Source organism: Actinomyces sp., from assembly GCF_030524025.1.
GTDB lineage: Bacteria > Actinomycetota > Actinomycetes > Actinomycetales > Actinomycetaceae > Actinomyces.
This window is the reverse complement of sequence record NZ_JAUNHI010000014.1, coordinates 1-14,564: the sequence shown is the minus strand read 5'-3', so window position 1 is coordinate 14,564 and position 14,564 is coordinate 1. Positions and strand designations below refer to the sequence as shown.

The following is a 14,564-nucleotide window of genomic DNA, read 5'->3' as shown; positions in this document are numbered from 1 at the left end:
GATCGATGACGGCGGTCGTCGGTGCGGTGGTGAGACGGTTCATGAGACGGTCACCCCGTCGATCTTGGCGCACATGGCGCCCACCGCCCCGCGGGACAGGCAGGTGTTCAGCGCCTCCTGGCTGGGGCAGATGTGCCCCAGGACGGGCGGCCCGTAGCCCAGGGCCGTGCTCCACACCTGCTCGGGGGCGTCCCAGGGCACGCCGATCATGTCCCAGTGGGAGGCCCACGCAGAAGCGCGCCCGTCCTGGATCTCGGGGGCGTAGAGGTAGCCCCAGGTGCGGAAGCCGGCCGCCCGCCAGATGTCCGCCAGCCAGGTGGCCTCCCCGTAGAACTTGAGGATGGTGCGCTCGCGGTCCAGCCACGGCAGGTAGGTGGTGTGGGCAGCGGCGGAGTACTTGGGGTCGACGAACAGGACGTGGTTCTGGCCGTAGGCGTTGACGAGGTCGTCCAGCCGGATGATGGGCTCGCCCTCTGTCGTGTGCTGACGCACCTGCTCCCACGTCATCTCGGAGACCGGCGTGGCCGGGGCGCTGGGGTCCACGCCCTGGAGGTCCCGGTTGTGCGCCCCCACCGGGACGCCGTCGGAGGTCAGGGAGAAGCTGAACTCGAGGGCCTCGACGCCGCGGACGGCGCACTCGGTGTAGGCCCGCAGGCTCATCTCGGGCCAGTCGTCCGAGCCTCCCCGGTGGGCGACCATCCAGCCCTTGGACTGCGACATGAGGCCCGACACGTCGATGTCGACTGGTGTGGTCACCGAGACCTCGGTGCCGGAGGTCACCTTCCCCCCGGCGCCGATCACCTTGAGCCCGACCGTCTGGCCCTGACCACTGGTGGGGGAGGTCGAGACGGGCGCGGCGGCTGAGGTGGACGCGGCGGCCGGGGCGGCGCTCGCGGCCGTGCCATGGGCGGGGGTCAGCCCGATCGTCACCCAGGCGGTGGTGGCCAGCTGCGTGCCCTGCGTCAGCGGGGAGCCCCCGTCGGTCAGCACGGCGCGCAGCGTCGACCACGAGGCCGTCGTCGAGGCCTGGCCGGCGTGGATGACCTGGCTGGGGCCGACCGCGAACTCGTTGAGCGGGGCGAAGGCGGTGCCGTGCTGCTGGGCGACGACGATCCCGGCAGGGGGCGTGGTCGGAGCGGTGGAGGTCCAGCCCGAGGTCGCGGGCTGGGAGCCGGCGGCCACGCCGCTGACGGCCAGCAGGAGGCCCCGCTGCCGGGAGGCGTTGTTCTGGTTGCCGCCCCACCACGTGCTCAGGTTGACAGTCTGTGCCGACGAGACCCAGGTCCAGGCCACGAGCCCGGAGCGGGACCGGCTGGCCGAGCCGTCGGAGTAGGCGTGTGACCAGCCGGAGGGCAGGCCGCCCTTGCCGACGTGGCCGAACTGGGAGCAGGTGATGAGCAGGACGAGGTCCCCGGCCTGGGCCGAGACCCGGAGCGCGCTGCCAGAACCGGCGCGCGCCTCCGCGTAGGCGGCTTGCCTGATGGTGATCATGGCAGGTGTCTCCTTTCAGGGTTCCACGGGATCTGGTCTGAACCGGCCCGGAGATGACCAGTTCAACAGTCTTTGGCAATCCGGTTCTCAGGTCAACGGAGAGCCTCCTCACGCAGGGCGGGCTCGGGCTCGATGGCGCGCAGGCCGTTCCATGCGAGATTGACCATGTGGGCGGCCACTTCCTCCTTGCTCATCGTGCGGTTCTCCAGCCACCACTGGGCGGGCATGGCCACGATCCCGACCAGCATCTGGGCGTACAGGGGCGCGGTGCGCGGGTCGAGGTCGTGGTCGGCGAACTGTGAGGCCAGGAGCCCCGAGACCTCGATGGCGACATCGGCCAGCAGTGTCGAGTAGGTGCCTGCGGCGCGGTCCGAGCCCGAGGACAGGATCCGGAAGCCGTCGGGGGAGTCCTCGATATAGGTGAGCAGGCCGAGGGCGGCGCGCTGGACGATGACCGATGAGGACGACGAGGATCCCAGCGCCCCGGTGATCGTCGAGGCGATCGTGGTCAGCTCGCGGTCGACGATGACGGCGTACAGGCCCTCCTTGCCGCCGAAGTGCTCGTAGACCACCGGTTTGGACACCGTGGCCCGGGCGGCGATCTCCTCAATGCTCGTGGCGTCGAAGCCCTTGAGGGCGAACAGGCCCCGGGCGACGTCGATGAGCTGTTCCCGACGCTCGCCCGCACTCATTCGGGTGCGTTTGCCCGCCTTGGCCGGCATCGTCTTCATCGCACTCATCATCCCTCCCCTTCCTGACATTATGCAGGGAGCCCGCTCCATCGCCGTGGTCACCGGCCGGGGCACCCGTGGCTCATGAGACACTGGGGCCGCGCCGCCCGGCATCTCGGGCGGCGGTCCGCCCTGGTGTAGTGGCAGCACGCAGGCCTTTGGAGCCTTGAGGCCCGGGTTCGAACCCTGGGGGCGGAGCGTCGGGGTGCGCCCGTGCCCGGTCTCGGTAAGATGACCCCGTCCCGAACGCCCGGCAGCCAGGGCGCGAGAGAACCAGCGAGAAGAGGATCCGTGGCCCCCACCTCCCCCGCCGCCGTCATCGTCATGGCCGCAGGCAAGGGCACCCGCATGCGCTCGGCGACGCCCAAGGTCCTGCACGAGATCGGGGGCCGCAGCCTCCTGTGCCACGCCGTGGGCGCCGCACAGGGGCTGGACCCCGAGCATCTCGTCGTCGTCGTGCGCCACGAGCGTGAGGCCGTCGTCGCCCACCTGACCGCCCACGCCCCCCGTGCCGTGGCGGTCGATCAGGACGAGATCCCCGGCACCGGGCGCGCCGTGGCCTGCGCCCTGGCGGCCCTGCCCGAGGAGCTCGCCGGCCCCGTCGTCGTCACCTCGGGGGACGTGCCGCTGCTCGATACGGCAACCCTGGAGGCGCTGGTCGCCCAGCACACCGGGCGGGGCGACGCAGTGACGCTGCTGACCACCGTGCTGGCCGACCCCACCGGCTACGGCCGGGTCCTGCGGGAGCCCGACGGCGCCGTGCGGGCCGTGGTCGAGCAGCGCGACGCCACACCCGAGCAGCGGCAGATCACGGAGATCAACGCCGGGGTCTATGTCTTCGACGCCACCCACCTGCGCCAGGCGCTGGCGACCCTGGGCAGCGACAACGACCAGGGCGAGGTCTACCTCACCGACGTGGTCGAGCGTGCCCACAGCGCCGGGCTGTCGACGAGCGCCCTGGTCGTCACCGATCACTGGCTCGTCGAGGGCTGCAACGACCGCGCCCAGCTGGCCTGCCTGGGAGCCGAGCTCAACCGCCGGACGCTGGCGGCCTGGATGGAGCGCGGCGTGGGCGTGGTCGACCCCTCCTCGGTGTGGGTCGACGTCACCGCCGAGCTGGCTCAGGACGTCGTCCTCGAGCAGGGGGTTCTCGTGCGCGGGCGCACGCGCATCGGCCAGGGCGCCCGGGTGGGCGCCTACGCCATCTTGACCGACGTCGACATCCCGGCCGGCGCCGTCGTGGCGCCATTCGACCGGCTCGACGACGACGTCCCGGTCGCGGGACGCCGACGCGGGTGACCACTCCTGTCGCCCGCACCGATGACAGCCGCACCTGCGGCGGGAGGGGAACCACGTCATGACCGGCATCATCACCAGGGGCGAGAAGCGTCTGGTCATCGTCTCGGGGCGAGCGCACCCGCGGCTGGCCCAGGACGTCGCCGCCGAGTTGGGCACCGAGGTCCTGTCCTCGACCGCCTACGACTTCTCCAATGGTGAGACCTACGTCCGTTTCAACGAGTCGGTGCGCGGCTGCGACGTCTTCGTCATGCAGTCCCACGGGGACCGGGTCAACGACTGGCTCATGGAGCAGCTCATCATGGTCGACGCCCTCAAGCGGGCCTCGGCCAAGCGGATCACCGCCGTCGCCCCCTTCTTCCCCTATGCCCGTCAGGACAAGAAGCACCTGGGTCGTGAGCCGATCAGCGCCCGGCTCGTGGCCGACCTGTACAAGACGGCGGGCGCCAACCGGCTCATGAGTGTGGACCTCCACACCTCCCAGGAGCAGGGTTTCTTCGACGGGCCGTGGGACCACCTGTGGGCCCAGCCGGTGCTCGTCGACTACATCCGCGGGCGGGTCGACGTGGGGAGCACGACGGTCGTGTCGCCCGACGCCGGACGCATCCGCGTGGCCGAGCGCTGGGCCAACGCCCTGGGCGGCACGCCCCTGGCCTTCGTCCACAAGACCCGTGACGTCAGCCGCCCCAACGAGTCGGTGGCCAACCGGGTCGTCGGTGACGTCGAGGGCCGCTCCTGCGTCCTGGTCGACGACATGATCGACACCGGCGGCACGATCGCCAAGGCGGTCGCGGTCCTGCTGGGCTCGGGCGCCAAGGACGTCATCGTGGCGGCCACGCACGGCGTGCTCACCGGCCCCGCCGTCGACCGGCTGTCCTCCTGCGGGGCGCGGGAGGTCGTCGTCACCGACACGCTGCCCATCCCCGAGGCCAAGCGCTTCAAGCAGCTGACGATCCTGCCCATCGCCCCGCTCCTGGCCAGGGCGATCACCGCGGTCTTCGACGACGGGTCGGTCACCTCCCTGTTCGAGGCCCAGGACGTCTGAGCCCTCTCCGGTGCGCTGAGCGCCGCGCGGCCCGCCCGGCACGCTGAGCACCTGCCGCGCTGAGGTCGTGCCTCGCGGCGCACCACGGACCCCGCAGCGGGGCCCCACCTTCGGGTGGGGCCCCGCTGCTGTGCGTGCCCGCGCACGTCCGGGGCACCGCTGCGCGCTCGGCCGGTTTTCGTGACCGGGGCCCCGTCACAGGCAGTTCGCCGTCACAGTTGCGTCACGAATATGGGGTGGGATCCGCGGAATTTCAAGAAACCGGGTTTTCAGTGCTGAGAACCGGATTGCGATGGGCTGTACGCTCCCCGTGTTGTTAGCGGAGGCCCTGAACTGCAGTTCCCCGGATAAGGACATCTCCATGCTCACCCTTGCTCCCCGCAGGGACGCATCGTCAGGGCGCACGACGCTGACGATCGTCTGTCTCGGCCTCTTGGCCCTCGTGCTCGGCCTCGTCGTGCCGGTCCAGGCTCAGGCGGCCGTCAACTCCCGGATCACGGTCTCCAACCTCGTCCTGGTCAAGTCCGACGTCGTCGGCGCCGTCCAGGGCGGTGCCTTGACCGACGACGACGTCGCCAAGCTGACCTTCGACTGGGACGCCTCGCAGGCCGATATCGCCGCGGGAGACTCCTTCGTCATCAACCTGGGCACCTACTTCAACAACCTGGAGTACCCCAAGACGACCGACATGAGCGTGTCCTACAACGGCCAGCAGGTGACCATCGGCATCTGCCAGCTGACGCAGAAGGAGCTGACCTGCACCTTCAACGACAAGGTCGATGAGCTCAAGCGCGCCGGCTTCGGCGGTTTTAGCGGCACCGGCAGCGCGCTGCTCAAGGTGACCGGCACGACCACCGCCGAGACCGTCGACTTCACGCTCAACGCCTCCCAGACGATCGCGGTGGACCTGCCCGGTGACGGAGGCATCCGCGCCCGGGCGGCCACCACCTACTCTCCGGGGCGCTTCTCGAAGGGCGCCTCCCTCATCAACTCCCAGTCGACCAGCGCGGTCTGGGAGATCAACTTCGGATCGGCCTACATGCAGGGCCTGCTCAAGGACTCCGACCAGGCCCTGGCCCTGGATGGCTCGACGCGCCAGACCCTCACCTTCACCGACACCCTGGGTGCCGGACAGGCCTTCAACACCGACCTGAGCAGGTGGCGGTTCATGGTGCGCAACTCCGCGGCCGAGCCGGGCCTGACCGGCGTCCCGGTCACCGCCGCCACCGGTGAGGACACGAGCACCGCCTACGGCGACTTCGACATGTCGGTGTCCATCGACGGTCAGGTCGCGGCCATCACCGTGACCGGCCCCTTCGCCAAGGACACGAACTACAAGATCTACTACCCGGTCACCTTCACCTCCGAGTCCGGCAAGGCCCTCGTGGGCGTCAAGTACGCGAACACCGCCACGGTCGCCGGCTCTGACGCGGTGGCCACCAACACCCGCAGCTACATCGACTCGGTGTCGATCACCGTCAAGATGGCGGCCGGCTACGGCGGCTTCGGTGTGACGAAGTACCTCGAGGGCTCGGGCCTGGCCGAGGTCGCCGACGGTACGACCTTCGACGTCAAGGTCGACTACACCCTGCCTGCCGCGGCCAGCGTCTACGAGGCCGAGGGCTGGAGCGTGCCGGGCACTCTCAACGCCGACGGCACCTCGGGCTCGACGACGATGAAGGTCGCCATCGGCACGGCGAACACCTACCCGGGCACCTTCCCCAAGGGCACGGTCATCACGCTGAGTGAGGACACCGCCACCGCCTCGACCTCCGGTTCCTACACGTGGGGCGAGCCGGTCTTCGCCGTGGGCAACACCGCGACCTCGACGCTGACGATCGCCGACCAGGTCTCGACGGCGGTGTCGCTGACGAACACGGCCACGGCCCTGGGCACCTTCGAGGTCGTCAAGACGGCTACGGGGGCCGAGGGCGCGGGGGACAAGGACTACTCCTTCTCCTACACGTGCACCGACGGCCAGTCGGGTGTCGTGACGGCCAAGGGTGATGGTGCGGCGGTGGCCGCGGGCGCCTCCTTCGCGCTGGGCATCCAGTGCACGGTCACCGAGGACGAGGCCGGTGCGGCCATCGATGGCTACACGCTGACCGCCCCCTGGGCCCAGACGGTGACCATCTCCTCGGCGAGCGCCCCGGCGACCGCCGCCTTCACCAACACCTACTCCAAGGACGAGGGCTCCTTCTCGGTGGCCAAGGCCGTCACCGGTGACTACAACCCCTCCGAGGCCGACGCCGTGACCGTGGACTACACCTGCGACGACCCCGAGGCCACGAGCGGTTCGCTCGAGGTGGCGATGAACGGCCAGCCCGTCAACGGCCCGGTCCTGCCGACCGGCACGACCTGCACCCTGACCGAGGACGCCGCCTCGGCCGCCCGCAGCGGCTTCGCCGTCGCGACGAGCTACTCCTCGCCCACGGTGACGGTCGTCAAGGACTCGACCCCCGCGGTCACGGTCACCAACGACTACACGCTGCTCACCGGAGGCTTCACGGTGTCCAAGACGGTCGCCGGCGACGGCGCTGCCCTGGCCCCGGCGGAGTTCACCTTCGATTACACCTGCACGACCGCGGCCGCCGGTCCGGAGATCACCGGCACCCTGACGGTTCCCGCCGGCTCCTCGGCCTCGGTGACCGACCTGCCCGTGGGCTCGTGCACGGTGACCGAGAAGACCGCAGCCGTGACCGGCGCCGGCCTGGAGACGACGCTGAGCGTGGACGGCACCGCCGTCCAGGGCGACAGCGCCACCGTGGAGGTCACCGACGGCTCCGGGATCGAGGTTGCAGCCGTCAACACCTACACCCTGGAGCGCGGCGGCTTCGAGATCGTCAAGACCGTCGCCGGCGACGACGCCCAGACCATCGCGGAGAAGTCCTTCACCTTCGACTACGCGTGCACGAGCGTGGAGGGGGAGCGCACCGGCTCTGTCGAGGTCCCCGGCGACGGGACCGCGGCCGCCGGCCCGGCCGACCTTCCGGTCGGTGCGAGCTGCACGATCAGCGAGCGCGCCACCTCGGCGGGCGTCGACCAGTACGACGTCCTCATCTCCGAGGAGCAGACGGTCACCGTGACCGACTCCTCCCAGGTGGTCACCGCCTCCTTCACCAACACCTACACCCGTCACACCGGTTCCTTCGCGGTGACCAAGGCGGTCTCGGGCGCCTCGGCGCAGGCCGTCGAGGGCAAGGAGTTCACCTTCGCCTACACCTGTACCGACGGCAGCACGGGTGAGCTGGCGGTCAAGGCTGACGGCACCGCGGTCTTAGGCCCGACGGTGCCCACCGGCACCGAGTGCACGATCACCGAGGACGCCGCCTCGGCCGACATCGAGGGCCACAGCCTCGTGGCCCCCGAGCCCCAGACGGTGACCATCACCAGACAGGACGAGGTTGTGACCGCCGCCTTCACCAACACCTACACGCCCGACCCGACGCCCACGCCGTCGGTCTCCCCCTCGCAGGACCCGAGCGCCCAGCCCACCGGGACGCCGAGCTCTGAGCCGGGTACGGCCACGTCCCTGGCTCGCACGGGTGCCTCGATCGCCGTCCCGGTGATCCTGGCGGTGACGGGGCTCGTCGGCGGCGCGATGCTCCTGCGTCGTCGCCGGGCCTGAGACGGGACGGGCCCCAGGTCTGCGCCTCCCCGCCGCAGCGGGCGGTCCCTCGTTCCCATCGGGAAGGAAGGGCCGCCCGTCTGGCTTAGCGCGCCATACGGGCGTGAGCGCCGCCCCGCGTGGACTCGATCATCGAGGTCGCCGGTCCGGCCGCCCCGTGGAGCCCGCGGCCTCGGCGCGGCCTACACTCGGCGCCGTGCGACTGACCGCCCTGCTGCCACCACTGCTGGACGACCCGATCACCTCCGACCTTGTGGAGGCCTCGGCCTCGAGCGCCCGCTCCGAGCGCAGCGCAGTCGTCGCCCCTGGGGCCAGGCCCGCCGTCCTGGCGGCTATGGCCCTGGGCCCGGCCGGCGTGTCCGCCGCCGTCGGACGCCCCGTGCCGGCTCCGGAGGGGGGACAACCACCGGCACCGTCCACCGGCTCGCCCCTGCTCGTCGTCACCGCCACCGGCCGTGAGGCCGAGGACCTCGCGGCCGCCCTTGGCTGCTACCTGCCCCCGGCGGAGATCGCCGTCTTCCCCGCCTGGGAGACGCTGCCGCACGAGCGCCTGTCGCCACGGGCCGACACCGTCGCCCGCCGCCTGGCCGTCCTGCGCCGTCTGGCCCACCCCGAGGACGGCGAGCCCACCCCCGGTCGCCCCGCCGACCCCCGGCGCGGGCCGGTGCGCGTCCTCATCGTCCCCGTGCGGGCCCTCCTCGCCCCCGTCATCGAGGGCCTGGGCGAGCTCGAGCCCGTTCGCCTGGCACCCGGGGCGTCCCCGGGTCTGGAGGAGATCGCCCGCCGCCTGGGCGACGCGGCCTACACCCGGGTCGACATGGTCGAGAGCCGCGGACAGTACGCCGTGCGCGGCGGCATCCTCGACGTCTTCCCGCCCACCGAGCCGCGCCCCGTCCGCGTCGACTTCTTCGGCGAGGACATCGAGTCCGTCTCCTCCTTCGCCGTGGCCGACCAGCGCACCATCGACGAGCTCGATGCGGTCACCGCCACCGCCTGCCGGGAGATCGTCCTGACCCCGGCCGTGCGCGAGCGCGCCCGAGCCCTGAGCGGCTCCATCCCCGGCGCGGCCGACATGCTCGACAAGATCGCCGAGGGCATCCCCGTGGAAGGCATGGAGTCCCTCGCCCCCGTCCTCGTGCCCTCCATGGTCCCCCTGCTCGACCTCGTCGGAGACCGGCTCGTCGTCGCCCTCGAGCCCGAGCGGGTGCGCCGGCGCGCCGAGGACCTCGTGGCCACGACCGCCGAGTTCCTCGCCGCTGCCTGGACCTCGGCCGCCTCCGGCGGGACGGTTCCCGTCGACCTGTCGGCGGCCGCCTTCGCGCACCTCGCCGAGGCCCGCGCCCTGGCCCTGTCCACCGGAAGGGGCTGGTGGTCGCTCACCTCACTGGCCGCCTCCCCCGAGGCCCTCGAGCTGGCCCTGGCCGACCCTCCCAGCTACCGCGGCCGCATCGAGCAGGCCGTCACCGACCTGGGTCGCATGGCCCGCGAGGGGTGGAGCGTCGTCGTGGCCACCGACGGTCCCGGTCCCGGACGCCGCATGGCCCAGCTGCTCGCCGACGCTGGCGTGGCCGCCCGCATCGTCAGCGGGCTCGACGAGCCCGAGGACCTGGGGTGGGCGGGCCGGGGCGGGCAGGGAGACGGCGTCGTCCGCGTCACCCAGGCCAGCGCCGGGCACGGCTTCGTGTCGCAGGCCCTGCACCTGGCCCTGATCGCCGAGTCCGACCTGACCGGCCGGGCCCCCGCCGGCCCGCGCGGGGACAAGGTGCTCCCGGCACGCCGCTCCCGCAAGAGCGTGGACCCCCTGTCGCTGCGGGCCGGGGACCTCGTCGTCCACGCCCAGCACGGGGTGGGGCGCTTCGTCGAGCTCCTGCGCCGCTCGGTCGGCTCCTCCAAGTCCGCGGCGAGCAGGGAGTATCTCGTCATCGAGTACGCCCCCTCCCGGCGCGGACAGCCGGGCGACCGCCTCCTCGTGCCCACCGACTCCCTCGACCAGGTGAGCAAGTACGTCGGCGGCGACGCCCCCGCCCTCAACCGGATGGGCGGGGCCGACTGGCAACGCACGAAGTCCAAGGCGCGCACGGCCGTGCGGGAGATCGCCGGCGAGCTCGTGCGCCTCTACGCCGCGCGCGCCGCCACCGTCGGCCACGCCTTCGGCCCCGACACTCCCTGGCAGGCCGAGCTCGAGGAGGCCTTCCCCTACACCGAGACCCCCGACCAGCTGGCCACCATCGACGACGTCAAGGCCGACATGGAGAAGGCACAGCCCATGGACCGCCTCATCTGCGGCGACGTGGGCTACGGCAAGACCGAGATCGCCGTGCGCGCCGCCTTCAAAGCGGTCCAGGACGGCAAGCAGGTCGCCGTGCTCGTGCCCACGACGCTGCTCGTGGCCCAGCACGCCGAGACCTTCGCCGAGCGCTACGCGGGCTTCCCCGTGCGAGTGGCCCAGCTCTCCCGCTTCCAGACGCAGGCCGAGTCCGCCGAGGTCCTCCAGGGGCTGGCCGACGGGACCGTCGACGTCGTCGTGGGCACCCACCGCCTCTTGACCGGACAGGTGCGTTTCAAGGACCTGGGCCTGGTCGTCATCGACGAGGAGCAGCGTTTCGGGGTCGAGCACAAGGAGACCCTGACCGCCCTGCGCACCGATGTCGACGTCCTGGCGATGTCGGCCACGCCCATCCCGCGCACCCTCGAGATGGCGGTCACCGGGCTGCGGGAGATGTCGACCCTGGCCACACCGCCCGAGGACCGCCACCCCATCCTCACCTACGTCGGGGCCTACGAGACCAAGCAGGTCGGGGCGGCCATCCGCCGAGAGCTGCTGCGCGACGGACAGGTCTTCTACGTCCACAACCGGGTCGAGGACATCGACGCCGTGGCCGCACGCCTCACCGAGCTCGTCCCTGAGGCCAAGGTCGCCACCGCCCACGGCCAGATGGGCGAGTCGCGGCTGGAGTCGGTCATCGACGCCTTCTGGCGCAAGGAGATCGACGTCCTCGTGTGCACGACCATCGTCGAGACCGGTCTGGACGTGACCAACGCCAACACCCTCATCGTCGACCGCGCCGACCGGATGGGCCTGTCCCAGCTCCACCAGCTGCGCGGACGCGTGGGCCGCGGGCGGGAGCGCGCCTACGCCTACTTCCTCTACCCGGCGGACAGGCCGTTGACCGAGACGGCCCTCGAGCGCCTGCGCACCATCGCCACGAACACCGACCTGGGGGCCGGCATGCAGGTGGCCATGAAGGACCTTGAGATCCGAGGCGCCGGCAATCTGCTCGGCGGCGAGCAGTCCGGGCACATCGCCGGGGTCGGCTTCGACCTGTACGTCCGCATGGTCTCCGAGGCCGTCGCCGCCTACAAGAAGGCCCTCAAGGTCGCCGACGGCGCGCCGCAGGCCGGGCAGGAGCCCGAGGTCGACGCGGACCTGCGCGTCGAGCTCCCCGTGGACGCCACCATCCCCGAGGACTACGTGCCCCACGAGCGCCTCCGCCTCGAGGCCTACACGAAGTTCGCCGCCGCACGCTCCGACGCCGAGGTCGAGGACGTCCTCGATGAGCTCGTCGACCGCTACGGGCCGGTGCCCAACCCCGTCACCCGCCTGGCCGCGCTGGCGCGCCTGCGGGCGCTCGCGGCCGGTCTGGGCGTGCGTGAGATCGTCGCGCAGGGAAAATCGGTCCGTTTCGCTCCGGTGAGCCTGCCGGAGTCGGGTCGGATGCGCCTGACCCGCCTCTATCCGGGCACCATCATCAAGCCCGCGACGCGGACGGTGGTCGTCCCTGCCCCCGGCCGGGCACGGCTGGGCGGCGGTCCGGTCGAGGGAACCGATCTCCTGCGGTGGGCCGAGGTCTTCCTGCGCGCCGGTGTCGGCGGGCAGACCGAGTACGAGACCGAGGCGACGACCTATCGCCGCCGAGCCTGACGCCTATCTGCAAATAACGCTGGCATTCGACTTTCTTGAATATCGCTGACATATTCACTTTCAAGTCTGCGTGATCTCCCGGGTGAGTCCGCATAGATTGCGAAACAATTACGCGGTCCGGCTGCACCGTTGGAATCATGTGGAACTCGCGCCGCGGTGGCCCAGGCCCCAATGGCTGAGTATGACCGTTCATCGAGCGTCGTCTTAGTGTGGGAGACGTTCCTTGCCTGCCAGTCCGGATCGTGCCGGACGTCGTCGGATCGGAGCGTTATGCGCATCCTTCCTTCCTCAGTCAACCCACGGCGCCGGAGGACTCCCCGGACGATCGCCGTGGCCCTTCTGGCGGTCCTCGTGGCCGCCGTGGGCGTGATTGCCCCGGGTGTCGCGGCGACGAACACGGGTATCGCCATCACGATCGCCGGCCTGTTGAAGTCGGATGCCAACGGCCAGACCACCAACGGCTACATCGCGGTGGGCGACGTCGCCAAGATCTCCTTCACCTGGGACGCCACGAACACGACCCTGGCCGACGGTGACTCCTTCACCATCGAGCTGGGCTCCAACTTCGAGGCCCGGGAGGTCAAGACGATCCCGATGACCGTCGTTCACGCCGGGGCGCAGGTGACGATCGGGACCTGCCAGATCACCAAGCCCGCGATCACCTGCACGATGAACTCCGAGGTGGAGCGGCTGCGCGCCGAGGGGCTCACCCACTTCCGCGGCACCGGTGAGACCCTGCTCTTCGCCACCGCGGTGACGACCGCCGAGAACACGACGATGACGGTCAACGGCGGCGCCGTCGAGGTCGACCTGCCCGGCACGGGCGGGGTCCGCGCGGCCCCCCTGCCGACCTACCGCCCCGCCAACTTCGCCAAGGCCTCGACCCCCCTGTCCTCGGCCTCGAAGCAGATCCCCTGGTCGATCAGCTTCGGCACGGAGAACCTCGCCGCGACGGTCCCCGGTTTCGTCGCCGACGGCGTGACGGTCTCGACCCTCACCTTCACCGACACGATTGGTCCGGGCCAGACCTTCATCACGAACCCTGCGAGCTGGGTCCTGTCGCACGTCTCCTCGGCGACCTCGACGACCCGTGTGAGCCTCGTCAACGCTGCGGGCCGGGTCTACAACTCACCGGGCGAGGACTTCGCCTACACGGTCACATTCAATGAGGACCTCACCGTGGCGACGATGACGCTCACCGGCATCTTCCAGCCGAAGACCAACTACTCCCTGACCTCGCCGAACACGGTCAACGCCGGAAGCGCCCAGGAGGGCGTCGTGTACCGCAACTCGGTGACCATCAACGGCACGAGCCTGACCGCCAACGGTGAGCGCTACTACAACGACACCTCGAAGGTCTCGGCGGCTCTCGACCCGGGCTTCGGGGGCTTCGAAGTGAGCAAGTACATCGAGGGCACCGGCCTGGACCACGTGCCCTCGGGCACCACCTTCGACGTCGTCGTCTCCTACACCCTGCCCCAGACGGTGTCGAACTACCCGAGGTGGACCCCTCCGGGCACGCTCAATGCCGACGGCCTGACCGGCACGGTCACCTTCAAGGTCGTCTCCGGCAAGATCTCGGTGTACCCGGGCGCCTTCCCACAGGGCACGGTCATCTCCCTGAGCGAGGACCCGAAGACCGCCTCCGTCGAGTTCCCCGACGCCTACACCTGGGGCACCCCCGTGTTCAAGGTCGGCACCCAGGTGCGGAACACCTTCACCATCGGTGACGGCACTTCCCAGGCGGTCTCGCTGACCAACCCCGTGAGCACTGACCCGGCCGTGCTGGCGGTGTCCAAGACGGTGACGGGCCTCGAGGCCGGGGTCGCGGCTCCCACCTACTCCTTCACCTACACCTGCGGGTCGGTCACCGGTGTCATCAACAACGTGCCTGCCGACGGCACCCCCGTCGCCGCGACGCCTAGCCTGCCCCTTCTGGCGGGCGCCACCTGCACGGTCACGGAGAACACCAGCGGTACAGCCGTGGAGGGCTACGACCTGACCACGCCCGACCCGGTGACCGTCCAGCTCCGGCCCAAGGCCGAGGTACAGACGGTGGCCGCCGTGACGAACACGTATACGCGGCAGACGGGGTCGTTCTCGGTGTCGAAGACTGTTGCTGGGGACGGGTCTTTCGGGGCTGATGAGTTCTCGGTGCATTATGAGTGCACGGTTCCTGGTGGGTCTGCGGTGTCTGGTGACCTGCTGGTTGCTGGTGGTGGGTCGGTTGATGGGCCGGTGCTGCCGGTGGGTTCGGTGTGCTCGGTCAGTGAGCCGGCCTCGAGCGCGGAGCGTGCTGGTTATGAGGTGGAGACCTCGATCAGTGTTGATGGCCAGACTGGTTCGCAGGTCACGGTGGTCAAGGACACCACCACCCCGGTGGTCGTGACCAACACCTACACCGCTGAGCCCGCCCCGACGCCGACGGCTGAGCCCGCCCCGACGCCGCCG

General features: G+C 70.7%; 7 protein-coding genes and 1 tRNA gene. 6 read left to right on the top strand and 2 right to left on the bottom strand.

Features of this window, described 5'->3' with window-relative positions; all coding sequences use genetic code 11:
• Positions 1–39: 39 nt before the first annotated feature.
• Positions 40–1,491, bottom strand: coding sequence for a glycerophosphodiester phosphodiesterase family protein (locus Q4C85_RS06885; protein ID WP_303140825.1), 1,452 nt, complete (start codon positions 1,489–1,491; stop codon positions 40–42).
• 92 nt (positions 1,492–1,583) lie between these two features.
• Positions 1,584–2,213: a TetR/AcrR family transcriptional regulator gene (locus Q4C85_RS06880; protein WP_303140881.1), complete on the bottom strand. Its 630-nt coding sequence runs from the start codon at positions 2,211–2,213 to the stop codon at positions 1,584–1,586.
• Between the two features lie 135 nt (positions 2,214–2,348).
• On the opposite strand from Q4C85_RS06880, the gene Q4C85_RS06875 reads away from it, so the two are divergent.
• The 6 genes from Q4C85_RS06875 to Q4C85_RS06850 all read left to right on the top strand — a co-directional run.
• Positions 2,349–2,420: transfer RNA gene (locus Q4C85_RS06875), tRNA-Gln, on the top strand.
• 93 nt (positions 2,421–2,513) lie between these two features.
• The gene (locus Q4C85_RS06870) at positions 2,514–3,521 is read left to right on the top strand and encodes a bifunctional N-acetylglucosamine-1-phosphate uridyltransferase/glucosamine-1-phosphate acetyltransferase (RefSeq protein ID WP_303140824.1); all 1,008 of its coding nucleotides are present in this window, start codon (positions 2,514–2,516) and stop codon (positions 3,519–3,521) included.
• 58 nt (positions 3,522–3,579) lie between these two features.
• Entirely contained in the window at positions 3,580–4,563 is a 984-nt protein-coding gene (locus tag Q4C85_RS06865) for a ribose-phosphate diphosphokinase (protein ID WP_303140823.1), read from the top strand.
• Between the two features lie 361 nt (positions 4,564–4,924).
• On the top strand, positions 4,925–8,191 hold the full coding sequence (locus Q4C85_RS06860) for a DUF5979 domain-containing protein (protein WP_303140822.1): 3,267 nt from the start codon (positions 4,925–4,927) through the stop codon (positions 8,189–8,191).
• A 196-nt stretch (positions 8,192–8,387) separates the two neighbouring features.
• Positions 8,388–12,113: a transcription-repair coupling factor gene (mfd, locus tag Q4C85_RS06855; RefSeq protein WP_303140820.1), complete on the top strand. Its 3,726-nt coding sequence runs from the start codon at positions 8,388–8,390 to the stop codon at positions 12,111–12,113.
• A gap of 270 nt (positions 12,114–12,383) precedes the next feature.
• Positions 12,384–14,564 (top strand): DUF5979 domain-containing protein (locus tag Q4C85_RS06850; protein WP_303140818.1); only part of this gene is annotated, 2,181 nt, incomplete at its 3' end.

Excerpts from the sequence above, each read along its gene's own strand:
- Q4C85_RS06885 (WP_303140825.1), bottom strand. The coding sequence starts at position 1,491 with ATGATCACCATCAGGCAAGCCGCCTACGCGGAGGCGCGCGCCGGTTCT.
- Q4C85_RS06880 (WP_303140881.1), bottom strand. The coding sequence starts at position 2,213 with ATGCCGGCCAAGGCGGGCAAACGCACCCGAATGAGTGCGGGCGAGCGT.
- Q4C85_RS06865 (WP_303140823.1), top strand. The coding sequence starts at position 3,580 with ATGACCGGCATCATCACCAGGGGCGAGAAGCGTCTGGTCATCGTCTCG.
- Q4C85_RS06860 (WP_303140822.1), top strand. The coding sequence starts at position 4,925 with ATGCTCACCCTTGCTCCCCGCAGGGACGCATCGTCAGGGCGCACGACG.